The sequence below is a fragment of the Nissabacter sp. SGAir0207 genome (assembly GCF_005491205.1).
Taxonomy (GTDB): Bacteria; Pseudomonadota; Gammaproteobacteria; order Enterobacterales; family Enterobacteriaceae; genus Chimaeribacter.
This window is the reverse complement of record NZ_CP028035.1, coordinates 3,062,998-3,085,397: the sequence shown is the minus strand read 5'-3', so window position 1 is coordinate 3,085,397 and position 22,400 is coordinate 3,062,998. Positions and strand designations below refer to the sequence as shown.

The window sequence follows — 22,400 nt, the reverse complement described above, 5'->3', positions numbered from 1 at the left end:
GCTAAACTGAACAGAGATGACGTGGGTGCCCTGACACTAACTTATAGTTAATGCAGTCGCATGGTTTACGTTTTCACGGTATATGATGGATAATGGCGGGGAAACCGAGAGACCCGACTCTTACAATCTTTCAAGGAGCAAAGAATGCTTATTCTGACTCGTCGAGTTGGTGAAACCCTCATGATTGGCGATGAGGTGACTGTCACTGTATTAGGGGTGAAAGGTAACCAGGTACGTATTGGTGTCAACGCCCCCAAAGAGGTTTCTGTCCATCGCGAGGAAATCTACCAACGCATTCAAGCTGAAAAGTCCCAGCAAACGACCTACTAATTCAACCGGCGTCACGCGGGAAGCGAGGCGCCAGTCACTTTTTCCCTCCGCTTTCTGCCTGTCGGCTACCTTTTCTTGTCTCTTTTTACCCTTCCTGCCGCTTCTCAATTCTTATGGTTATGCCCTTTTTGCGTTGATAAAAAAACCATTTTGTCTTTAAAGTGCCCATATTGGGCATGTTTTGCCCAAACGCGCATGAGATGAAAAAAAAGGGTTTGACTTATAAAGCCGGGAAAGTAATATGTGCGCCACGCAGCGACGATGAGCTTTCAAAAAGTTAGTCAGCGCAACTCGAAAGAGGCGTAAGGTGAGGTGGCCGAGAGGCTGAAGGCGCTCCCCTGCTAAGGGAGTATGCGGTCAAAAGCTGCATCGAGGGTTCGAATCCCTCCCTCACCGCCATTTGCATCCATAGCTCAGCTGGATAGAGTACTCGGCTACGAACCGAGCGGTCGGAGGTTCGAATCCTCCTGGATGCACCATATTCTACAGTATGGTGATGTGGTAATAGCAATACCATACAGTATCAAAGAAAGTAATTCCGTTGCATCCATAGCTCAGCTGGATAGAGTACTCGGCTACGAACCGAGCGGTCGGAGGTTCGAATCCTCCTGGATGCACCATCTTTGCTTTTATCGAATATACTTATCGGTAAGGGCTGGCAGTAAAAAACCTACCAATGCATCCATAGCTCAGCTGGATAGAGTACTCGGCTACGAACCGAGCGGTCGGAGGTTCGAATCCTCCTGGATGCACCATCTTTGCTTTTGTCGAATGACTTTTCGGTAAAGGCCAGCAGTAAAAAAACCTATTAATGCATCCATAGCTCAGCTGGATAGAGTACTCGGCTACGAACCGAGCGGTCGGAGGTTCGAATCCTCCTGGATGCACCATTTTCCCTGTATTGATTCCCCTTTCGTTCTACCCGCACCAATACGCACCTTACTTCTGAATGGCTCCATCAGCACAGCTCATCTTTCGCTGGCTCGGTGCATTACTAAAACATATCTTATCTATTGCGCTTGGCTACTGCCAGATCGCTTCACGGCCACTCGCTGATTGCCGGTTTTCTTCACTTTTCCAGCCACTCTTTCCGCTGTCGCCAGCTCTGATTTTCCAATAAAAATAAATCCCGTTTATTCCGAAATTTCATCATGTTAAGTGGTGATTAAAACGCCAGATTCCGCCGTGGGTTCAGGTTGTTTTCTGTTTTATAGGGATTTTTTTAATGCCGACCTATTTTCACTGATTGATTGTCTGTGCCACTTCGCTACCGTCAATTAACCAACATGCGACATTCAAAAGAGTTTCAGCTAAAGTAGTTTTTTCTCTTTTCAGTGAATGCGGAGTACATGATGTACGATCGTTACGAAGGACTGATATTTGATATGGATGGCACCATATTGGATACCGAGCCGACACACCGCAAAGCCTGGGACCATGTCTTGTCACGTTATGGCATGCACTATGATGCCGAGAGCCTGGCGGCACTGAATGGCTCGCCCACCTGGCGGGTTGCCGAAACCATTATTGCCACTCATCAGGCGGATCTGGATGCACATCAGCTGGCGGCGGAGAAGACCGCTGCGGTGAAAGAGATGCTGTTTGACAGCGTGCAACCGCTGCCGCTGCTGGAAGTGGTGAAAGCCTACCACGGGCGCCGGCCTATGGCGGTCGGCACGGGCAGTGAGCACGCCATGGCGGAAGCGCTGCTGCGCCATCTGGGCGTGCTGGCGTGTTTTCAGGCCATTGTCGGCGCGGATGACGTGACCGAGCACAAACCGGCCCCCGAGACATTTTTACGCTGCGCCACACTGATGGGCGTTGCGCCCGAGCGCTGTGTGGTGTTTGAGGATGCTGATTTCGGCATTGAAGCCGCCCGGCGGGCCAATATGGCCTATGTGGATGTGCGCACGTTGTGAGTGACACACTGGCGGCTGCCTCGTTATTTGGCAGCAGCTTTCTCAGTGCAACCCTGTTGCCGGGAAATTCAGAAATTTTATTGGTTGCGCTGCTTGCCGCTGGCAATACCGAGCCTTGGGTGCTGGTGTTGTCTGCGACAGTGGGTAACACGCTGGGCGGCGTAACCAATGTAATAATAGGACGCTTTCTACCGGCAACGTCAGTCCAGCGGGGGCATAAATTGGCCCTGGCCTGGCTGACCCGTTTCGGGCCTGCTGCGCTACTGCTCAGCTGGGTTCCTGTAGTCGGCGATGTGTTATGCGTGTTTGCGGGTTGGCTGCGTATGCCCTGGTTGCCGGTGGTGCTCTGTCTGTGCCTTGGCAAAGGGGCGCGTTATGCGGCATTAGCCTGGTTTACTGTGCAGGGAGTTTCCTGGTGGCATTGAACAGCTTTAAAGCAATGGGGCGCCTTGGCTGCCCTGCTTATACGCTATCGTTTTTTGAGAGCGGGAGGTCAATTTGATCCCGGACGTATCCAAGGCGCTTTCATGGTTGGAAGCGCATCCTGAGGCAATTAAGGGCATTCGCCGCGGTATTGAGCGTGAGACATTGCGCGTGAACGCGGATGGCTCACTGGCCCAGACTGGCCATCCAGAAGCGTTGGGCGCAGCCCTCACGCATGAGTGGATCACCACGGACTTTGCCGAGACACTATTAGAGTTTATTACCCCCGTCGATGCCGACATCGATCACATGCTGGCTTTCCTGCGTGATATCCACCGCCACACCGCGCGGACACTGGATCAGGAGCGCATGTGGCCATTCAGCATGCCTTGCTACGTGGGTGACGAGCAGGATATTGAGCTGGCGCAGTATGGAAAATCCAACATTGGCCAGATGAAGACCCTCTACCGTGAGGGGCTGAAGAACCGCTATGGTGCCCTGATGCAGATCATCTCTGGCGTCCACTACAACTTCTCGCTGCCGCTCTCCTTCTGGCAAGCGCGGTTGGGCGTGAAAGATGCGGAAAGCGGCAAAGAGGAGATCTCGGCGGGCTACTTCAGCTTGATCCGAAACTACTACCGCTTTGGCTGGGTTATCCCTTATCTGTTCGGCGCATCGCCGGCCATCTGCTCCTCTTTCCTGAAGGGGCGCGAGGGCAAGAGCACCCTGCCATTTGAGCGGGATGAGAACGGCATGATCTATCTGCCGTATGCCACCTCGCTGCGTCTGAGCGATCTGGGCTACACCAATAAATCGCAGAATAACCTCGGCATCACCTTCAACGATCTGCACACCTATGTGACGGCGTTGAAAAAGGCGATCCGCACGCCGTCTGAAGAGTATGCCGCGATGGGCGTGAAACGCGATGGCCGCTATCTGCAACTGAACACCAACGTGTTGCAGATTGAGAATGAGCTGTATGCGCCTATCCGTCCGAAACGCGTTACCAAGCGGGGTGAAACGCCATCTGACGCCCTGCTGCGCGGTGGCATTGAGTATATCGAGGTACGCTCCCTCGACATCAACCCGTTCTCGCCGGTGGGTGTCGATGCGACGCAGGCCCGCTTCCTGGATCTGTTCCTGATCTGGTGTGCGCTGGCGGATGCGCCAGAGATGAGCAGCGACGAGTTGCTGTGCAGCCGCAAAAACTGGAACCGCGTGATCCTCGAAGGGCGCAAGCCGGGCCAGACCATCGGCATTGGCTGTGAAGTCTCCCACGAGCCGCTGGCGGATGTCGGCAAGGCGCTGTTTGCCGATCTGCGCCGTGTGGCGGAAGTGCTGGATAAGCTTAACGGCGACAGCCAGTATCAGGGCGTCTGTGATGAGCTGGTTGCCTCGTTCGACAATCCCGATTTGACATATTCCGCCCGGATATTGCAGGCTATGAAAGAGGGTGGCCTGAAACAGGTTGGCTTGGCGCTGGCCGAGCAGTACCGGCATATGCTGAGTGAAGAGCCGTTGGAGATTCTGGACAGTGACACACTGACAGAGGAGCAGCGTGCTTCCTTTGAGCGGCAGCAGGCGCTGGAGGCGGCAGACACGCTTAGCTTCGACGCGTTCCTGGAACAGGTTAACGCCGCCAAATAAAAGAAAAAGGCCACAATCACTGTGGCCAAATATGCATCTCTGCTAACAGGGATGATGATAACAAATGCGCGTCTTTCACTAATTCAGACTCGCTGGATGCGAAAAGGTTTCCTTCGTTCGCTAAAAATATCTTTTTTCTTAGAGGAGGTGTCACGATGCCACTGCTGGACAGCTTTACTGTAGATCATACCCGGATGGCAGCCCCTGCGGTCCGTGTTGCGAAAACCATGCATACACCTCATGGCGACACCATCACCGTGTTTGACCTGCGCTTCTGCCGGCCGAACCTGGAAGTGATGCCAGAGCGCGGCATCCACACCCTGGAGCACCTGTTCGCAGGTTTCATGCGCAACCACCTGAACGGCGATGGCGTGGAGATCATCGACATCTCCCCGATGGGCTGCCGCACTGGCTTCTACATGAGCCTGATTGGCACGCCGGATGAGCAGCGCGTGGCCGATGCCTGGAAAGGTGCGATGGCAGACGTGTTGAAAGTCAGCGAACAGAATCAGATCCCTGAACTGAACGAGTACCAGTGCGGCACCTACCAGATGCACTCCCTGGATGAGGCGCAAGAGATTGCCCGCCATATCCTGGATCATGATGTGGTGGTTAACCGCAATGACGATCTGGCGCTGCCGAAAGAGAAGCTGCAAGAGCTGCACATCTAGCGCTATTTTGCAGGCACAAAAAAAGACGCGTTGAACGCGTCTTTTTTTATGGCCGTCGCGCCGGTTATGACTGCTCGACGCTGGTGCGGATGGGTTGGATCGGCGTCACCCGAACCTGTTTGATCATGTTGTCCTGCACGTCGAGAATATCGATGTCGTAGTTCTCCACGCGGATCTGGGTATTGACCGGCGGGATCTCCTCGAGAATCTCCAGCAGCATACCGTTGATGGTGCGCGCATCCTCCTCCGGCAGCTTCCAGTTGAAAGCCTTGTTGAGTTCACGCACGTTGGCACTGCCCTCAATCAGCACGGAGCCATCGCTCTGCGGCGTGACCTCCTCCGCCAGGGTAGGGGACATGGAGGTGGTGAAGTCGCCGACAATCTCCTCCAGAATATCCTCGACCGTGACCAGCCCCTGGATATCGCCATACTCATCCACCACGATGCCGACCTTCTCTTTATTGCGCTGGAACTTCACCAGCTGGATATTCAGCGGCGTGCCCTCAGGGATAAAGTAGATCTCATCCGCCGCCCGCAGCAGGTTCTCCTTGTTGAACTCCTTCTTCTCGGTCATCAGGCGGTAGGCTTCGCGCACGCGCAACATGCCAATCACATCATCCAGCGATTCGCGGTAGAGCACGATGCGGCCATGAGGCGAGTGCGTAAGCTGGCGCATGATCGATTTCCAGTCGTCATTGACGTCAATGCCGACAATCTCATTGCGCGGCACCATGATGTCATTCACCGAAACGCTCTCCAGATCGAGCACGGAGAGCAGCATGTCCTGATTGCGGCGCGAAATCTGCGAGCGTGACTCATTTACAATGGTGCGCAGCTCCTCCTTGCTCACCGCGTCGCTCAGGTGCGGGTTGGCCTTGATACCAAACAGCCGCATCAGCAGGCGGGAGAGGGTATTGAGGATCCACACCAGCGGCAGCATGATTTTTTGCAGCGGCATCAGCAGCAAGCTGCTGGAGAAGGCGATGCGCTCCGGGTAGAGGGCGGCGAAGGTTTTCGGCAGCACCTCAGCGAACAGCAGCACGGCAAAGGTCAGCACACCGGTGGCGACCGCCACGCCAGCATCGCCATACAGGCGCATCCCCACGATGGTTGCCAGCGCCGAGGCGAGGATGTTGACCAGGTTGTTGCCGATCAGCACCAGACTAATCAGGCGATCGGGCTGTTTGAGCAGTTTCTCTACCCGGCGGGCGGCACGGTTTCCCTGTTTGGCCTGATGGCGCAACCGGTAGCGGTTGAGCGTCATCATGCCGGTTTCAGAGGCAGAAAAGTAAGCGGACACGATGATCATAATGACCAGCGTAATAATCAGGGTGCCTGTAGAGACGTGCTCCAACGCGGTCTTCCTTATAGCTGTGTGAATTCCCCCAGTGGGGGAATGTAGGTTCAGATAATGATATGTCAGCCCATCATGATCTGCTGGATAAGGCGGCTGCCGAAATAGGCCAGGGTGAGCAACAGCGCGCCGGCCATGCTGAACCAGACCACGCGACGGCCGCGCCACCCCTCATGGTAGTGCCCCCAGAGCAGCACCACATAGACAAACCATGCCATGATCGACAGCACTGCCTTATGGATGTTCTCTTTGCTGAACAGGTTGTCCAGGTAGAAGAAGCCGGTGCAGAGGGTCAGCGTCAGCAGCACCACACCCACCTGGGTGACGTGAAACAGCTTGCGCTCAATGCTCATCAACGGCGGCATGTCAGCGTTGAAGGTCAGGCGTTTAGTCTTCAGCAAGTAGTCCAACCACGCGAGCTGGAACGCATAGAGCGCCGCGATGATCAGGGTCGAGTATGAGAAGAGCGCCAGCCCGATGTGTACCAGCAGCCCGGGGCTGGACTCCAGGTGCGTGATGAACTCGCCCGGCAGTAATCCGACAAAAATCAGGTTGATCAGGGCGAAGCTATACACAATTGGTAACAAAAACCAGCCACGGTTACGGGAGGCCACAACGGTCATCACCGTACAAATAATCAGGCTGACCATCGAGCCGATATTGACCAGACTGAGGTTCTGTCCGGTATTGACGTCGAAAATCCGCTGCTCCAGAGCAATGGCGTGGCTGACCAGCGCAACGGCCGCAAAGAACAGCGCCAGACGGCGGAAACCGCCCTGCTGCCTGACCAGGCTGGGGAGAACCAGCGCAAGGCTGAGCAAGTAAGCAATCATGGCCACAAAGGCAGGAATTGGCATAAGGTGTCGTCAGGGTTCAGAAAATAAGTCAGAGGGTCAGTATAACGTCAGCGGCGTCATGCTCCAACCGTTCCCCACGGCGGGGCAGAGATCGCACAGACTTCGTGTTATAATCCCGCCATTGTGTCGCCAAGGCGGCCTGTCATTACGTTGAGCAAGAGACGATGTTTGATAACTTAACTGATCGATTGTCGCGCACACTGCGCAATATCAGCGGCCGCGGGCGGCTGACCGAAGAGAATATTAAAGAGACCCTGCGCGAAGTGCGCATGGCGTTGCTGGAGGCCGATGTCGCGCTTCCTGTGGTGCGGGACTTCATTAACCGCGTGAAAGAGAGCGCGGTGGGGGTCGAGGTCAACAAAAGCCTGACACCGGGGCAGGAGTTCGTCAAGATCGTCCGCAACGAGCTGATGACCGCGATGGGCGAGGCGAACTCCGAGCTGAACCTGGCCGCGCAGCCGCCAGCCGTAGTGCTAATGGCGGGCCTGCAGGGTGCGGGTAAAACCACCAGCGTCGGCAAGCTGGCAAAATTCCTGCGTGAGAAGCGCAAGAAGAAGGTGCTGGTGGTCTCCGCGGACGTCTACCGTCCGGCGGCGATCAAGCAGCTGGAAACCCTGGCCGAGCAGGTGGGCGTGGACTTCTTCCCGTCCGATGCGCAAGAGAAGCCGGTTGATATCGCCAACCGCGCGCTGCAACAGGCCAAGCTGAAGTTCTACGACGTGCTGCTGGTGGATACCGCTGGCCGCCTGCACGTTGATGAAGCGATGATGGACGAGATCAAGCAGGTCCACGCCGCCATCAATCCGGTCGAGACGCTGTTCGTGGTGGACGCCATGACCGGCCAGGACGCCGCCAACACGGCGAAAGCCTTCAACGAAGCGCTGCCGCTGACCGGCGTGGTGCTGACCAAGGTTGACGGTGACGCGCGCGGCGGTGCGGCGCTCTCCATTCGCCACATCACCGGCAAGCCGATCAAGTTCCTCGGTGTCGGTGAGAAGACCGAAGCGCTGGAGCCGTTCCACCCGGATCGTGTCGCCTCACGTATCCTCGGCATGGGCGACGTACTGTCGCTGATCGAGGACATCGAGAGCAAGGTTGACCGCGAGCAGGCGGAGAAGCTGGCCTCCAAATTGAAGAAAGGCGATGGCTTCGACCTGACCGACTTCCTGGAGCAGCTGAAACAGATGCGTAACATGGGTGGCATGGCCAGCATGTTGAGCAAGCTGCCGGGTGCCGGTCAGCTGCCAGACAACGTCAAGTCGCAGATGGATGACAAAGTGCTGGTACGCATGGAGGCGATCATCAACTCGATGACGCTGAAAGAGCGCGCCAAGCCAGAGATTATCAAAGGCTCGCGCAAACGCCGCATCGCGATGGGCGCGGGTATGCAGGTGCAGGACGTTAACCGCTTATTGAAGCAGTTTGACGAAATGCAGCGCATGATGAAGAAGATGAAAAAGGGCGGGATTGCCAAAATGATGCGTGGCATGAAGGGCATGATGCCGCCCGGTTTCCCAGGTCGTTAACCCCCGAGGCACTTATTTATCGTAGCGCGTGGCAACTCTGTACGCTTTAGATTGCTTTTTGCGCCAAAATGAGTAAAATTTTCGGGCTTTTTATATTGCACCCGGGCCCCGTTCCTCGATGGGGCCCGGCTGTTTTATTAACTAAAGAGGATGTTATGGTAACAATTCGTTTGGCACGTGGCGGCGCGAAAAAGCGTCCGTTCTATCAAGTAGTAGTGACCGACAGCCGCAATGCGCGTGACGGTCGTTTCATCGAGCGCGTAGGCTTCTTCAACCCGATCGCTGCAGGTCAGGCTGAAGCACTGCGTCTGGACCTGGACCGTATCGAGCATTGGGTTGGTCTGGGTGCAACCGTTTCTGATCGCGTAGCTTCGCTGATCAAAGACGCTAAGAAAGCAGCTTAATCTGTCGCGGTGGTAACGATGAGCAAGCAATCCAAGCCTGTGGCGCCTGAGAAGCCGATTGTGCTCGGCAAACTGGGATCCACCTACGGCATTCGTGGTTGGCTCAGAGTGTTTTCATCCACCGATGACGCCGAAAGCATTTTCGACTATCAGCCGTGGTTTACACAGCAGTCGGGTAAGTGGCAGCTTATCGAGCTGGAAAGCTGGAAGCGCCACAATCAGGACCTGATCATCAAAGTCAAAGGCGTTGACGATCGGGATGCGGCAAATCTACTGACCAATTGCGAAATTGTCGTGGATTCAAGCCAGCTTCCAGCACTGGAAGAGGGCGACTACTACTGGAAAGACCTGATTGGTTGCCAGATAGTGACTACTGAGGGTTATGCGCTGGGTAAAGTCATCGACATGATGGAAACCGGCTCTAACGATGTCCTTGTAGTGAAAGCCAACCTGAAAGATGCCTTCGGAATCAAGGAACGGCTGATTCCGTTCCTCGATGGGCAGGTTATCAAGAAAGTCGATCTCACTACGCAAGTAATTGAAGTAGATTGGGATCCTGGTTTTTGACCTCCGCAATGACCGGAGATGATGAGTGGAACGGCAAGATGGGGATGGGCGTATGTTTATCGGTATAATCAGCCTGTTCCCGGAAATGTTCCGCGCCATCACCGATTACGGGGTAACTGGCCGGGCAGTTAAAAATGGCCTGCTGAGCGTAGCCTGCTGGAGTCCACGTGACTTCACCTACGATCGGCACCGCACCGTGGACGATCGCCCCTATGGAGGTGGTCCCGGTATGCTGATGATGGTGCAACCTTTGCGGGAAGCCATCCATGCAGCAAAAGCGGCGGCAGGCGAAGGCGCTAAGGTGATCTACCTTTCGCCACAGGGGCGCAAACTTGATCAGCAAGGCGTGCGCGAGCTGGCTATCAACCCGAAGATGATTCTGGTTTGTGGCCGCTACGAAGGGATTGATGAACGTATCATCCAAACCGAAATTGACGAAGAGTGGTCAATCGGCGATTACGTTCTCAGCGGAGGCGAGTTACCGGCCATGACGCTGATCGACTCGGTGGCCCGGTTTATTCCGGGTGTGCTGGGGCATCAGGGTTCCGCGGAGGAGGACTCCTTCTCCGATGGCTTGTTGGACTGCCCTCACTATACCCGCCCTGAGGTGTTGGAAGGGATGGAAGTTCCGCCAGTTCTGCTGTCGGGCAACCATGCCGAGATCCGCCGCTGGCGCTTGAAGCAGTCGCTGGGCCGCACCTGGCTTAGAAGACCTGAACTTCTGGAAAGCCTAGCTCTGACTGACGAGCAACAGGTGTTGCTGGCAGAGTTCCGACGTGAACATCTGGCCAGTCAACCAGATTATGAAGGGTAAAATTGGCTACGGCTGATTTTCCCGAGATATCAGTTTACCTAGGGTAAGAGACATATTATGAGCAACATTATTAAGCAACTTGAACAAGAGCAGATGAAGCAAGACGTACCTGCATTCCGTCCGGGTGATTCCGTGGAAGTGAAGGTATGGGTCGTTGAAGGTAGCAAAAAACGTCTGCAGGCATTCGAGGGCGTGGTTATCGCTATCCGTAACCGCGGTCTGCACTCTGCATTCACTGTTCGTAAGATTTCCAACGGCGAAGGTGTTGAGCGCGTATTCCAGACTCACTCCCCAGTAATCGACAGCATTACTGTGAAACGCCGTGGTGCCGTTCGTAAAGCCAAACTGTACTACCTGCGTGAGCGTACTGGTAAGTCTGCTCGTATCAAAGAGCGTCTTAACTAAGATACAGCTAACGCTGCATCCAAAAGTTAATAGATATGAAGGGGTTAGCCAATGGCTAACCCCTTTTTTACATTCAGTGTCCACACAATGTCCACGCAGCTTATAAATGTGGTCAATTGGTGTTTTTTATAGTTATAAAAAAACCCGCTTTAGCGGGTTCTCTTACATCCAGAGCATACCTTGTTGCATCTTGCTGCTTGGGTGCGGTGGTACTGGTTTAACATCGCCTGGCTTTACAATCATTTCAGCTATCGTCTCATGCGACTTGAAAGTGCAACTACAGTTGATGTTTGTACACTGGTGGTAACGTTCCTTAGTTTCTCTCGATATGTATCGACTTGAGCGCGTATGCGCAGCATTTTGACAGAGAGGGCAGTGCATCATAGTAACCACCTAAAAAATAAAGGGGATTGGATCGGTCGCCATTGTGAATAATTAAGATAAATTATGCAAATGTAAGTTTAATGTTGCTATTGGATTTGCTTTGACTCGTAATCGATATCAGAAAGCATCACTTCAAAATCCAGTACTGTGGTATAGCCCCTGCCGCTCAGGCTGTGTGTCACCTTGCTGATGATCCACGGCTGCGCATCAATCACGGATTTAAAGCCGCTTACCTTCACCGGCGTTTCCGGGAAGAGATCCGCCCGGCCCCGCGCCAGCGTCAGGGAAAATTCCGCTACCCCGCGCTGTAGCCGTTCCCACTTGGCCTGGGCGGCACGCATCGCGGCTGCCCGCGTGGCGTACACGGTCGTCAGGGCAAACACGTTATCTTCGGTGCCAGCCAGATATTCGCCCTCGCGGGCCTCCGGGGTTTTGGCGGCGGTGGTCGCGGCCTTTTTAGCGGCTGGATGCTCTAGGGCGCGCAAGTGCTTTTCCGCCGTCTTACGCTGTACCTTCACTTTTTTCGGGGCCGGGTCTTTGGTATGCAGCCAGCTTGCCGTCACGCCGGTATATGCGCCCCGGTCAGCGATACTAAAGCGATGCTGGTCGCCATCCTCTCGCGTGAGGGTGAGCTGGGGAATGGGCTTGCCGCTGGCCGTCAGGCCGCCACCGGGCCGGATAAACAGCAGCGTGCCGGCCTTTATCGCTGCCACAGCCCCATACAGCGAGGCCAGGCGCGTTAAAAAGGCCGCATCCGTCTCCTGGGTCTGGTCAATGTGCACCACGGCCAGCTCACCCAACCCGGCCCCCAGGGTGGCCGAAAGTTGATTGCGGGCGGCTACCTGGGCCACCACGGCCCCCAGGGTGGTGTCGTGGTAAGACACCTCCCGCCGGGAGTTAAGCGTGCCACGAAAATCGGCACTCCGGGCGCGAATGGTCAGTGTGTCTGGCGCGCCGTGGTGCTCGACTTCATCCACGGTGAAACTGCCCTTGTCGATAAGCGCGCCACCTTTCCAGCCAAGGTACAGCCGCACCACGGCCCCACGCGCCGGCATCTCCAGCTTGCCGTCGCTGTCGTCCAGCTCGATGTCGAGCTGGTCAGCCTCAAACCCCCGGTTGTCGGTCAGCGCCAGAGAGAGAAGACGAGGCCGAATATTGGTGGTGACATCCTTGGCATTCACGCTCAGCAAAAAATCCGGCGTCATGGGCGCGCTGGGCGTAAAGGACAGATCGCCTATTCCCATCATGCCAACACCCCCCCTACCATTTCGCCCGCCGAGGATACCGCGTTATTCATGGCGGTGGTGAGCTGGCCCGGCAGGTTGCCGGCCCCGCTTATCAGGCTATCGGCCTGCTGTTTCACATCGCCGAACATGGAGGTTAACGACTCATCCACGCGCTTGAGGCTCAGGGTAAAGCCAATTTTGCGCGCCGCGCCGTTGGCGAAAAATTCGCTGTGGGTCTGGCTGATGCTCTCCACAACAAACATCCCGTAGATGGTGCCGTTGCCACCAATCAGCGGCCAGGCGCACCCCTCATCGGCCATCGCTTTGAAGGTCAGTAGCGAGAGCGTGCCGCCGGTGATTTCCGGGCATAGCTCCCCGGTCAGCGTAATTTTCTCATCGCCCACCCCAGGAACTGCGCCGCCGCCCGCTCGCCGACCCGGCTATTGGTCGGCCAGCGGTAATCAACGGTATGCTGCTGCTCGGCATAGGGGAGCGTCTGGCGCATAAATACCATCAGGCCATAAACCATCATCATCGTTCGTTACTCCCAACCCATCTGGCTACGTTGCCGGGCGTTGGCCTGGCGCTGCTCGCGCTCACGCTGCTGGGCCATCAGTGCCAGCGCATCATCTTTGGTCATGCCGGGGTGCATGTTCAGCACGTAACTGCTTTGGTAGGTGTTTTGTGGTGCCGGCCCGCCCTGGTAAGCCATGACCACAGGCTTATAGCCCGCCCTGCCCAGAGCGAGCGGCCTGCCATCTGGCTTAGCACCGGGGTCATCATCTGCCGCCGGCTCTTTATCCTCTGGATCGCTGGAGTCCTTATGGATAATGTTGAGCTTTTCTAATACCCAATCGATGCCCTCGCGCAGCTTGCCTAGAATCTTCATGGGGGCTTGCAGGCCGTTTGCCAGCAATGTACCGAATTGTCGGCCCATGTTGCCGGCGGCGGCCAGCTCTTTCTGCGTGGACTTCACCGGCTCAATCAGCTTGCTAAACCAGTCCCATATCCCGCTCAGCTTCTCTGTAAGCCAGGTAAACAGCGGCTTAAGCGGGGCAAAGGCTTCACTCACTGGCCCCATCGCGGCGGTGAATCCTTCGGCCACTCCCGTGATAAATGCCTGGAGCGGCTCCCAGTATTTGCGGATAAGCAGCCCCACGCCGACAATCGCCGCCCCCACGGCCACGATGGGCAAGGAGACAGCCCCTAACGCCGTGGCGATGGCTCCGCCGGCAAGCGAAAAGCCCGCACTTAGCATTCCCGCCGCGGCGATTAACCCATTGATGCCGGCCATGACCGGCCAGACCATCAGGCCCACCGCGCCCAGCATGGCGAGTAAAGTCGTGCCGGCGATCGCTATCTTGGCGATCCCGCCGGCCAGCGCCTTGTTGTTCTGTATCCAATGGTCGACTTTCAGAATATATTTCGTGGTGTCCTGGGTGAGCTTACGCAGGCTCTCATCGAGCTGGTCATACAGGTCAGTGCCTACGGCCTCGGCGGCGGATTGCCCTTCCTTCAGGTCGCCGCCCAGGTTGTCCTGCTGGACACTTACCAGCCTAGCGGTACTGCCGTCTGACTGCTGGAACGTGCGCGTCAGCGAATCCAGTTGGCCGTTGGCGGCCCCCTTCATCAGGGTGACAGCGGCGGCGGCGGCCTCCTCCCCGAAAATGGTTTTCAGGTATTCCGCCTGCTGCGCGGTGCCGAGGTGGTTTTTCTCAAAGGCGGTTTTCATCTCTTTTAAGACCGAGAAGAAGGACCGCATATTGCCCTTGCTGTCGGCGGTCTTTACGCCCAGCTCTTTTATCGCCTTCCCGGCTTCTCCGGTGGGTGCCTGCACGCGCAGCAACATCGCCCGCACGGCAGTGCCGGCCATACTGCCGGTGGTGCCCTCCTGCGCCAGTGCGCCAATCATGGCCGTAGTCTGCTCTACGCTGACGCCGGCGTTTTTTGCCACCGGGGCGATATAGGTCAGCGCGTCGTTCAGCCCGTCAAAATCCGCCGCCGTTTTATTCATCGTGGCGGAAATCACATCCCCCAAGTGCGCCACTTCGCTGTTTGCCAGGCCAAAGGCGCTTTTGGTGCTCATCAGCAGCTTGGCGCTCTCTTCCATCGTGCGATTGTTCGCCAGGGACATATTTAGCGTGACCGGCGTCGCCGCCCGGATGTCGTCGACCGTACCGCCGGATTTAGCAATGATGATTTGCGCGTTGGCCGCATCGTTGGCCGAGGCCGCCGTGTTGTCACCAATGCTGCGCGCCTGGGTGCGCAAGGATTGAAACTCGGCGGAGTGCTTATCCAGCCCCAACACGGCCTGAAGCGTGGAGTTAGCCTGTGCAAAGTCATAGCCCGGCTTTAACAGGGTCATGCCGGCCACTGCGCCTACGGTCGCCGTTCCCACACCGGCCGCCCCGGCATTGCGCACGCTGCCGGTCAACTCCTGGCCCCGACGATAGCGCGCCTGGGTTTGGTTGAGCCGCGCCTGTTGCTGGTCAAGGCGTTGCAGGGATTGGCGTTGTTGGTTGAGTGCCAGGGTGGCCTGCGCCGATTCGCTGCGCAGGCGTTGCTGGGCGCTGTTCAGGTTGCGCGTTGAGATACCGGCAGCCTTGAGCGCATCACGTTGCTGCTGCACAGACAGGCGCAGGCTGTTGGTTTTGGTCTGCAACTCCGCCGCCGCCTGGCGGGCCTTCTCCAGGGCCTTGGCCTGTTGCGCCGTGGGGCGCGCGGTGTTGCGAAACTGCACGGCCAGCGCGGCGGCCCGCTCCTTGGCAGAGGCCAGGGCGCGCTGCGTGACCGCCAGTTGCGCGCTGGTTTTGCGAAAGCCGTCAATTTTTGCCGCCTGTGCATCCAGCGCCCGGATGTTGGCCTGCGCGTCGCGGATCTCCCCGGACAGGGTGTGCGTGGCGTTCTGGATAGCCCTAAAAGGTCGGCTGGCTTGGTCAACGGCTTTTAGCAGAACCTGCAATTTCAGGCTGTTACTCATCCGGTGTTGCTCCGCTGCGGATCATGGCTTTGTGCCGCCAGTCGAGAAGCTCGGCCAGCGGCAGGTTGGTGAGGTCAGAGAGGGGCCAGTGAAAAATCATGGCGATGTCGGCCATCAGGTCATTGACCGTCAGGCCCGCTGGCCATTTCACATCACCGACTTCGGCGTCAAAAAACTAATCACCTTGCCGCCTACCTCCACCAGGTCAACCGGATCTAACATCAGGCACTCAGCCTTAGTCAGGTTAGGGGTGGTGATGCGCGGTAAAATCGTAAGCAGCGCATCGACATCCGATTGCACCAGGTCATACAGACGCACGCCGCGCAGCGTGCCGGCATTGGGTTTCATCAGCTCAATCTGGCTAATTGTCAGTTCACCGCGCTGAATAGGGGTTTCCAGGATAATGAGGTTTTGGTTTTCCATGTAAGTGCTCTCTATAAAAGCCAGCGCCAGGCGCTGGCGTAAGGGTTAAATCAGCCCGATATTTTTGCGGTGCTGCTCAAGCAGGTCGGTGCCGTTGACCTTCTCAATCATGTTGACGGTATCGACTTCAATCAGGTCTTTGCCATTCCAGGTCAGTTTGTAGTAGGTGCACTTGGTGGTAATTTTGGTTTCGGTGTCCTCGCCCTGCTTGGCCTCGCCAAAATCAAACGCCTGATGTTTACCGCGCACCTCCACCTCTACCGCGATCACTTCGCCGGTGTCGTCACGCTGGTAAGAGCCAACAAAGCGCAGCGGCACGGTGCCGCCGCCCCACTGGCCCAGCACACGCTCATCCAGGCCGCCAATGCTCCACTCCATATCTAGCGCATCATCTTCCAGCCCATTGTCGATATGGGCGGCCCCGTTCATGCCGCCGCCTCGATAGGTGTCGAGCTTGCGCGAGAGCTTCGGCAACGTCACCGAGGAGACAATGCCCTGGTAGCTGTTGGCATCGTTGAACAAGTTCAGGTACTTCAGTTTTTTCGGCAGTGCCATTAAGTCAGCTCCTTAGCTGTTAACCGCAGCGGCAAAATCCGCCAGGTAGGAGTCGGTGATGCGCTGGCGCAGCGTCAAATCTTCCAGCGGCGGTACAGGCGTGTACTCGTAATCAATCAGCAGCTTGCCCGCCTTCAGGGTGTCTTTATCGTTGGCGCTGTCGTCATACCAGCAGCTTGCGCCCAGCAGATAGCCAGCGCTGACCAGCTCGCGGAATTTGGCATTGATGCCACCAATGATGTCTTTGACCAGGGTCGGGGTCAGCGGCTTATCTGCCGCCCACATGTGCGCCTCGGCCATCGTGTCGGCCAGTACCTGTGCGGTGCGGGTGTAGTTCTCAAAGGCAAACAGCGGATCATCGCTACAGGTGCGGTTGCCCCAGAAGCGAAAGCCGTCTTTGCGGATAAGCGTAGTGACGCCGGCCTGGTTGAGCAGGTCAGCATCGGTGCCGGTCTGCTGCAAATCCCAGAAGACGCCTGCCGAGATGCCGGTCACGCCATTGACGCCCACGTTAGAGAGGGTTTTATGCCAGCCGGTTTCAGTGTCGATTTTGGCACGCAGCCCCAGGGCGCGGGCCGTGGCGTAGGCGGTGCGGGCGGCGTTGGCGGTGGTGTCCCAGGCGATAAAGTCCGGCCAAATCACCATCAGCTCGCGCTGGCTGAAGTTCTCGCGGTAGGTCATGGCGTCTCTCAGGGTCTTGCACCCGTAGGCGGACACATAGCCAAAGGCCCGCAGTTGCTGGCAGATACTGGCGAGCGCGGTCGCCACCTCCAGCGAGTCGAGGCCCGGCACGCCCAGAATGCGCGGCTTCACATCGAGCTGGGTCGGCGCGCTCAACAGCGCTTTCATGCCAGTGTATTGGCCGTTTTCATCGGTGCCGCCGATGATGTTAGAGGTGGTTTCTGCCTGGGTCGCGCCTTCGGCCACGCGCACCACCACGGTGACGGGCTTGGCCTGGTCGGCAATGGCTTGCAGGGCGGCGGCCAGGGTGCCGGTCGTGCCGGCCTTGGCGATAGCGGCCTGTACGTTGGTCAGCAGTACCGGCGTGTTGAGCGGAAACGCCGTGGCGTCCGCATCCTCAGCGGTGCAGACCATGCCAACAATGGCAGTGGAAACGGTGGAAATGGTGCGCGTGCCGTCGTTGATTTCGACGACGCGGACACCATGATGATAATCGGCCATCTAATGCGCTCCGTGTTGTGTGAGCGCGTAGAGTGCCAAGCCTGGCGGGCGGGTGCATGTGATTACTGTTTACTGAAAAATGACACAACATATGCTTTTCAATTGTTAATTAATAAAAATATAGGCATTTTATAAAGCTTATATTGAAAGTGCTTTTTTCGTTTCAATACCTTTGCAATTATCTTCAAAAAATATATAAAATTACCAAATGATGATAAATGCTGATTTTTTTTAATTATTTATGAATATATTATCAATGGATTCCTATAGGTGTTCTATAACACCGGTATGCCATAATGATTATATCAAATGGCAAGGAAATGTTTTTTTCAAAGCGTTTAGCTAGAGGGGTAAGGTTATGAATAATTTCCAAATACCTTATTATTACATTTACTTAGGTGAAGATGGTGGTTGGCATTGGCGGCTTATGGCAACAAACGGTGATCTAATTGCCATTAGTCCAGAAGGCTATCAAACCTTGCCTATCTGTGAAGCGAAAATACGAATAATGTCAAAAGATGCCTCTTTAGCTGTTTCTATCGGCGATAAAAGCTACATTTCAAAAACAGCCAAGTCAGATAATCAAGAGTAATTTTGAAAATTAAGTGAATTTTTTATATGTTCTATTAATTTTGTCATTAGTTTCTCAAAATTTAATCGATTATTATTTGAGCATGAATCCGGTTTTTTTTTAAACCATTACCGTTAAGCACTTTACTAAAATGACAAGGGGAGAATGGCACTGTAGATTAACATAATTATTTTTAGCAAAAAAAATAATATCGACTACTCTATAAATGTGCATAGACACACACTATCGTTGAACGAAGCATTTCGAATGGTTTGCCGCCAGTGCCTCTGGCGGCATTTTTTTGATACTTTATTTTCACTTAGTTAATGTTTTTTATTACAATTTTTATTTAGTCTATAAGACATTACTGTCTGCGCGCTCACACAGCTTGAGCTTCTCCATATCTAATTCGTCATCGCCAACCCATTGTCGATATGAGCAGCCCCGGTTATGCCGCTGCCGCGATAGGCGCCAAGTCTTATTCAGGGAGAGGCGGCCAGGTAATATCCGGTGCGGTGCCGGTATCGACCCGGCTCAGCAGTACCCGGTATTTTTTCCAGCTGACCAGGAGCGCTGCTTCTTCATCGGTTGCCATCTCCAGGTCGACCGCATCTTGCAATAGGTCAATGTTCAAGGTGGCATCCGCGATAAGCTCGGCCTTCTTGGCAGTGGACTGCGCCACGTAATCGGTCGGCGTCTGCGTGAGGTTGACGCCATCAAATGACCAACTGCCATCGTTCAGTGAGGCTTCAGGGGCCTCCGGCATTGCTATCTCATCAACAGACATATTCTCCGGCCAGAGCGCAGAAATATCTGTGCTGCACTGGCGAATAATGCCATCCGAGGTATAGGCAATTTTCAGGGTATCAACAGCAAAATCCTTTTGCGCCTCGTACCAGTCGTGACCGTTTTCATCGCGCAGATAATTAATGTCTAGCCCTGGAATATTAAGCGGATTGTCAGGGGTGTATTTAATAAGTGAAATGAGTTTCATAGAAAACCTACAGGCTGTTGATAGAATACCAGGTGTTGTTAATGAAAACCTGAATAGTCCGATACGCCACTTTCAGGTTGGTGGCATAGTTTGCTGTTGCCTGAATGCCGGTTATCGCTACGCCGCCCTCAAAGCTATACGCATTATTACCAAGGTTATCTGTCCAGGTAGCCGCACCAAAACGCACAGAGGTGATATAAGTTCTTAATAAATAGCCCGTTAACCAACCACCCCATTTATCTCCATAAATATTCCCATCTCCAGCCAGATAACTGGTGCCGCCGCCTGCATAAACGTAATTTGCCGACACCACGCGATTATTTGCTACGAGCCTGCCCGTGACAGAAATATCCCCGCTCACGTTGAGATTTTGACCTACGCCCAGCGCGCCAGTGATATCACCGCCCGTTAATGGCAATGCCCCCACATCAGACGCCTTTGGCGGATTGTTTTCAGAATACATCGCCACCCAGGCCGACCACGGCCCGTTCGTGCCGTTCCAGTTGCCGGTCAGCGTACGCACCCACGTGCGCCCGGTGTGCTTTTCGGTGTAACGCTGAAGCACGCCGCCGACATAGGGGCCAAGGATAACCTCCAGCGTGCCGCCCGCCGTCGCCGCAGCAGGAAAACCGTTGGCCGTGGTGACGTTGGCCGCCAGGGACTGCTGATAAATGCCGAGGTGATCCAGCCCGTAGGCATCAATACTGGTATTGCCGATGCTGGTTGCGATCACTGGCAACGCCCCTACCTCAGCGGCGCTTGGCGGGTTGCCGGAGGAATAGATGGACGTCCACGCGCGCCACGGCCCGCTACCGTTCCAGGTGCCGCTCAAGCCACGCACGTATTTATTGCCGATGCGCGTCGTGTACTCCTGCTGCACCCCATACCCGGATGGGATAACTAACAGGGTGCCAGACATCTTTTCGGGGTAGTGCAGTTCAGGCGTGGCTAAGCTGTCGATTTCTTTGTAATACACCCCGGCACTGTCCGGCCCGAGCGTATTGAGGTCAACATTCAAGGCCGTGGCATAAAACGGCATGGCGCCAATATTGTTCAGGGCCTTTGCCATCGCAGCGCTACCCTGCGCCTTGATCTCACTCAACTGACTGGCCGCCTTCAGATATTGCGTATGCGGATCTTTAGCCGCCAGGTGCTTGGCCATCGCATCGTCGGTGTGGGCGTTCACGGTAATCACCGCATCATCGACATATTTGCGCGTTGCCAGTACCACGGACGGGTCTACCTTCAGCGTCACCGCCTCGGTGCTGTTAACGATTAAAATCATGCGCACGGTTTGCGTGCGCCCGCTCCCCTCCTGGAGCTGGGGCTTATAGGTTTCCGGGCAGTTTGCCACGGCAATCAGCGCCCCGCTGGCATCAAACAGGCCAATCTCCCTGATCCAAAAACCGCCCTCGCTTTCAGGAATAACCTGCTCAGCGATAATCTGGCTGCTGTTGGCCGTGTCAATACTCAGCGTATTTAACGCCGCCCGGCGCTTTTCCCCCTTTAGCGCCGCTTGTGTGGCGTTCGGGGTCGGCAGCGTGCCACCGCCGTCACCCACGGCCATCTGGGTGATTTGCAACTTGGTGCCGAGGGCGGCGGCGTTCGCCAGCTTGGCCGCGCCCAGGTTGGTGAGCAAGGCGTAATATTTAGCCGTCATGGGTTCACTCTCATGCTGTCGATAACGTGGACTGCGCCGCCGGTATAGCTCGGGCCGGTCACAATCAGGGTTTCAGGGAAATAGGGGTACACGGTCAGCTCATCACCGCTATAGCAGGCGGCGGCAACCGGCAGCGCCCCGGTGACATCCAGGTTGATAGACAGCCCCACCAGGTGACGGCTGCACGGTTTGGCATCGGCAATCAGCCGCTCCAGCTCGTGATACATCGTCTCGGTGATGCCGGTATCCAGCACGCCGACATCCAGGCGAAAGGTGCCGGGCGTCTCATGGGTCTGCCACCATTCGGTAATGCGAATGAGGTAGCCCAGCGGCTCGACCACGCGCCGCAGCGCGCCAATTGTGCCTTTATGCCGGTGCACATAGGCCGAGTCCGCCACCACTGCCCGCTTGGTGCTCTCCGGCCAGTTGGCATCCCAGCGGTCAACCGACCAGGCCCACGCCAGATAAGGCAGCAAATCAACCGGGCAAGTTTGCGCATTCCACAGGGTGCGCAGCGGCACAGGAATGCGCGCAATCTCGGCGCAGGCCGTGGCGGCGGCCACTTCCAGCGCGCTGGAGCTTGCCGGCAACAGGCGGTCACTCATCGGCCCCTCCTACCGTCAGTTGATAGGCCGTGCAGTAGGCGGCCTGGGTCTTATCCAGTACCACATCGTCAGCCGGCTGAAGCAGCTCTACCCGCTGCACGCCTTCCACATGCAGCGCGGCATAGAGCGCAGACCGGCGAATGTCGCGGCCCAGACGGGCCTGCGCGGTGATAAACGCCGCCAGCTTGGCCGCCGCCGCCGCCCGGATAGGCTCCGCCTCCGGCCCTGGGTAGAGGTACAGCGCGGCCTCTACCTGGTACGGCACAATCTGCGCAGATTGCACGGTCACGCGGTCGCCTACCGGGCGCACATCCTCATCATTGAGCGCCGCCGTGACCACGGCCAGCAGGTCAGCGCTGGCCTCGCCATTGCCCTCGCGCGCCAGCAGCGTGACGGTGACGCAGGCCGGCGACGGGCTGATAGCGGACGCATCCGCCACGCGCCCGTCGGCGCTTTTGGCGTGATACTCATACGCGCCGGTTGGCCCGGCCACGCTCAGTCCTTCAAAGGCCGCCGCCGTACGCACGCGAAAATCCTCGTCGCTTTCCATCACCGCCGCCGTGGGCGGCAGGGTGGTGAGGTCAGCGGGCGTCTGGATCAGGCGAGTTAAGCCCGTGTTAGCCGCCAGTTGGTCAAGGTCAGCGCCGGTGGCGTAGGCCACCATATTGGCCTGCGCGGCCTCGTTGATGCGCTGGCGCAAAATCAGCTCGCGGTAGGCGTTCTCCTGAAGCAGCTTCACCAGCGGATCAGACTCCAGCGCCAGAGTACGGGCGATGGCCGCCTGCTGGTCTGCCGGGTAGAGGGAAATCAGCGTGGCCTTGCGCTCGGCCAGCAGGGTTTCATAGTCCAGCGCCTCCACCACATCCGGAGCGGGGAGCTGGCTTAAGTCGATGGTTGGCATAG

At 56.2% G+C, this 22,400-nt stretch carries 24 protein-coding genes, 5 tRNA genes and 1 pseudogene; 16 read left to right on the top strand and 14 right to left on the bottom strand.

From position 1 onward, the window contains the following. Nucleotides 1-144 precede the first annotated feature (144 nt). The 10 genes from csrA (at nucleotide 145) to luxS (ending at nucleotide 4,990) form a co-directional block, all read left to right on the top strand. A complete protein-coding gene (csrA, locus tag C1N62_RS13865) occupies nucleotides 145-330 on the top strand; it encodes a carbon storage regulator CsrA (protein WP_004091602.1) in 186 nt (61 codons plus the stop codon). Between the two features lie 306 nt (nucleotides 331-636). Then, nucleotides 637-729 (top strand) — tRNA-Ser (locus tag C1N62_RS13860). A gap of 3 nt (nucleotides 730-732) precedes the next feature. Next, nucleotides 733-809 (top strand) — tRNA-Arg (locus tag C1N62_RS13855). A 64-nt stretch (nucleotides 810-873) separates the two neighbouring features. Further along, nucleotides 874-950 (top strand) — tRNA-Arg (locus tag C1N62_RS13850). 58 nt (nucleotides 951-1,008) lie between these two features. After that, nucleotides 1,009-1,085, top strand: a tRNA-Arg gene (locus tag C1N62_RS13845). Nucleotides 1,086-1,143: 58 nt separating this feature from the next. Next, a tRNA-Arg gene (locus C1N62_RS13840) sits at nucleotides 1,144-1,220 on the top strand. A gap of 462 nt (nucleotides 1,221-1,682) precedes the next feature. Then, a complete protein-coding gene (gene yqaB / locus C1N62_RS13835) occupies nucleotides 1,683-2,249 on the top strand; it encodes a fructose-1-phosphate/6-phosphogluconate phosphatase (protein ID WP_137765017.1) in 567 nt (188 codons plus the stop codon). Further along, on the top strand, nucleotides 2,246-2,674 hold the full coding sequence (locus tag C1N62_RS13830) for a YqaA family protein (protein WP_137764179.1): 429 nt from the start codon (nucleotides 2,246-2,248) through the stop codon (nucleotides 2,672-2,674). Before yqaB ends, C1N62_RS13830 begins: the two co-directional genes overlap by 4 nt. Nucleotides 2,675-2,747: 73 nt before the next feature. Then, on the top strand, nucleotides 2,748-4,319 hold the full coding sequence (gene gshA, locus C1N62_RS13825; RefSeq protein WP_137764178.1) for a glutamate--cysteine ligase: 1,572 nt from the start codon (nucleotides 2,748-2,750) through the stop codon (nucleotides 4,317-4,319). Between the two features lie 155 nt (nucleotides 4,320-4,474). Beyond that, the gene (gene luxS, locus C1N62_RS13820) at nucleotides 4,475-4,990 is read left to right on the top strand and encodes an S-ribosylhomocysteine lyase (RefSeq protein WP_137764177.1); all 516 of its coding nucleotides are present in this window, start codon (nucleotides 4,475-4,477) and stop codon (nucleotides 4,988-4,990) included. Nucleotides 4,991-5,054: 64 nt separating this feature from the next. Here the strand turns inward: luxS and C1N62_RS13815 are convergent, their stop codons facing one another. Continuing rightward, a complete protein-coding gene (locus tag C1N62_RS13815; RefSeq protein WP_168195865.1) occupies nucleotides 5,055-6,344 on the bottom strand; it encodes an HlyC/CorC family transporter in 1,290 nt (429 codons plus the stop codon). Between the two features lie 65 nt (nucleotides 6,345-6,409). After that, complete coding sequence (locus tag C1N62_RS13810; RefSeq protein ID WP_137764176.1) at nucleotides 6,410-7,201, bottom strand: inner membrane protein YpjD; 792 nt, start codon at nucleotides 7,199-7,201, stop codon at nucleotides 6,410-6,412. Nucleotides 7,202-7,365: 164 nt separating this feature from the next. On the opposite strand from C1N62_RS13810, the gene ffh reads away from it, so the two are divergent. From ffh to rplS, 5 genes are all read left to right on the top strand, one after another. After that, nucleotides 7,366-8,727, top strand: coding sequence for a signal recognition particle protein (gene ffh / locus C1N62_RS13805; protein ID WP_137764175.1), 1,362 nt, complete (start codon nucleotides 7,366-7,368; stop codon nucleotides 8,725-8,727). A 155-nt stretch (nucleotides 8,728-8,882) separates the two neighbouring features. After that, complete coding sequence (rpsP, locus tag C1N62_RS13800) at nucleotides 8,883-9,131, top strand: 30S ribosomal protein S16 (protein ID WP_137764174.1); 249 nt, start codon at nucleotides 8,883-8,885, stop codon at nucleotides 9,129-9,131. Nucleotides 9,132-9,149: 18 nt separating this feature from the next. Further along, nucleotides 9,150-9,698 carry a ribosome maturation factor RimM gene (rimM, locus tag C1N62_RS13795; RefSeq protein ID WP_137764173.1) on the top strand — a complete coding sequence of 183 codons (549 nt, stop codon included), beginning with the start codon at nucleotides 9,150-9,152 and terminating at the stop codon, nucleotides 9,696-9,698. A 52-nt stretch (nucleotides 9,699-9,750) separates the two neighbouring features. After that, on the top strand, nucleotides 9,751-10,512 hold the full coding sequence (gene trmD, locus C1N62_RS13790) for a tRNA (guanosine(37)-N1)-methyltransferase TrmD (protein WP_137764172.1): 762 nt from the start codon (nucleotides 9,751-9,753) through the stop codon (nucleotides 10,510-10,512). Between the two features lie 57 nt (nucleotides 10,513-10,569). After that, a complete protein-coding gene (gene rplS / locus C1N62_RS13785) occupies nucleotides 10,570-10,917 on the top strand; it encodes a 50S ribosomal protein L19 (protein WP_137764171.1) in 348 nt (115 codons plus the stop codon). 162 nt (nucleotides 10,918-11,079) lie between these two features. Here the strand turns inward: rplS and C1N62_RS13780 are convergent, their stop codons facing one another. The 8 genes and pseudogenes from C1N62_RS13780 to C1N62_RS13745 form a co-directional block, all read right to left on the bottom strand. Continuing rightward, complete coding sequence (locus C1N62_RS13780) at nucleotides 11,080-11,301, bottom strand: DNA-binding transcriptional regulator (protein ID WP_137764170.1); 222 nt, start codon at nucleotides 11,299-11,301, stop codon at nucleotides 11,080-11,082. Nucleotides 11,302-11,387: 86 nt separating this feature from the next. Further along, nucleotides 11,388-12,548, bottom strand: coding sequence for a phage late control D family protein (locus tag C1N62_RS13775; protein WP_240775703.1), 1,161 nt, complete (start codon nucleotides 12,546-12,548; stop codon nucleotides 11,388-11,390). Then, a pseudogene (locus C1N62_RS13770) lies at nucleotides 12,545-13,062 on the bottom strand (phage tail protein). Before C1N62_RS13770 ends, C1N62_RS13775 begins: the two are co-directional and overlap by 4 nt. A gap of 6 nt (nucleotides 13,063-13,068) precedes the next feature. After that, nucleotides 13,069-15,507: a phage tail tape measure protein gene (locus C1N62_RS13765; protein ID WP_137764169.1), complete on the bottom strand. Its 2,439-nt coding sequence runs from the start codon at nucleotides 15,505-15,507 to the stop codon at nucleotides 13,069-13,071. After that, the gene (locus tag C1N62_RS13760; protein ID WP_137765014.1) at nucleotides 15,500-15,622 is read right to left on the bottom strand and encodes a GpE family phage tail protein; all 123 of its coding nucleotides are present in this window, start codon (nucleotides 15,620-15,622) and stop codon (nucleotides 15,500-15,502) included. The genes C1N62_RS13765 and C1N62_RS13760 overlap by 8 nt, the downstream gene beginning before the upstream one ends. 32 nt (nucleotides 15,623-15,654) lie before the next feature. Further along, entirely contained in the window at nucleotides 15,655-15,930 is a 276-nt protein-coding gene (locus C1N62_RS13755) for a phage tail assembly protein (protein ID WP_137764168.1), read from the bottom strand. Between the two features lie 45 nt (nucleotides 15,931-15,975). Further along, nucleotides 15,976-16,485, bottom strand: a complete 510-nt coding sequence (locus tag C1N62_RS13750; RefSeq protein ID WP_137764167.1) for a phage major tail tube protein — start codon at nucleotides 16,483-16,485, stop codon at nucleotides 15,976-15,978. A 12-nt stretch (nucleotides 16,486-16,497) separates the two neighbouring features. Continuing rightward, nucleotides 16,498-17,667 carry a phage tail sheath protein gene (locus C1N62_RS13745; protein ID WP_137764166.1) on the bottom strand — a complete coding sequence of 390 codons (1,170 nt, stop codon included), beginning with the start codon at nucleotides 17,665-17,667 and terminating at the stop codon, nucleotides 16,498-16,500. 358 nt (nucleotides 17,668-18,025) lie between these two features. Between C1N62_RS13745 and C1N62_RS13740 the strand changes: the two genes are divergently transcribed. Next, a complete protein-coding gene (locus C1N62_RS13740; protein WP_137764165.1) occupies nucleotides 18,026-18,259 on the top strand; it encodes a YegP family protein in 234 nt (77 codons plus the stop codon). Between the two features lie 457 nt (nucleotides 18,260-18,716). Here C1N62_RS13740 and C1N62_RS13735 read toward each other — a convergent pair whose 3' ends face one another. From C1N62_RS13735 to C1N62_RS13720, 4 genes are read right to left on the bottom strand one after another with little or no spacing between them, the layout of a single operon-like run. Further along, a complete protein-coding gene (locus C1N62_RS13735; protein ID WP_137764164.1) occupies nucleotides 18,717-19,232 on the bottom strand; it encodes a tail fiber assembly protein in 516 nt (171 codons plus the stop codon). 7 nt (nucleotides 19,233-19,239) lie between these two features. Continuing rightward, on the bottom strand, nucleotides 19,240-20,892 hold the full coding sequence (locus C1N62_RS13730; protein ID WP_137764163.1) for a phage tail protein: 1,653 nt from the start codon (nucleotides 20,890-20,892) through the stop codon (nucleotides 19,240-19,242). Further along, a complete protein-coding gene (locus tag C1N62_RS13725; RefSeq protein WP_137764162.1) occupies nucleotides 20,889-21,497 on the bottom strand; it encodes a phage tail protein I in 609 nt (202 codons plus the stop codon). The genes C1N62_RS13730 and C1N62_RS13725 overlap by 4 nt, the downstream gene beginning before the upstream one ends. Beyond that, on the bottom strand, nucleotides 21,490-22,398 hold the full coding sequence (locus tag C1N62_RS13720; protein WP_137764161.1) for a baseplate assembly protein: 909 nt from the start codon (nucleotides 22,396-22,398) through the stop codon (nucleotides 21,490-21,492). The genes C1N62_RS13725 and C1N62_RS13720 overlap by 8 nt, the downstream gene beginning before the upstream one ends. Nucleotides 22,399-22,400: the final 2 nt, after the last annotated feature.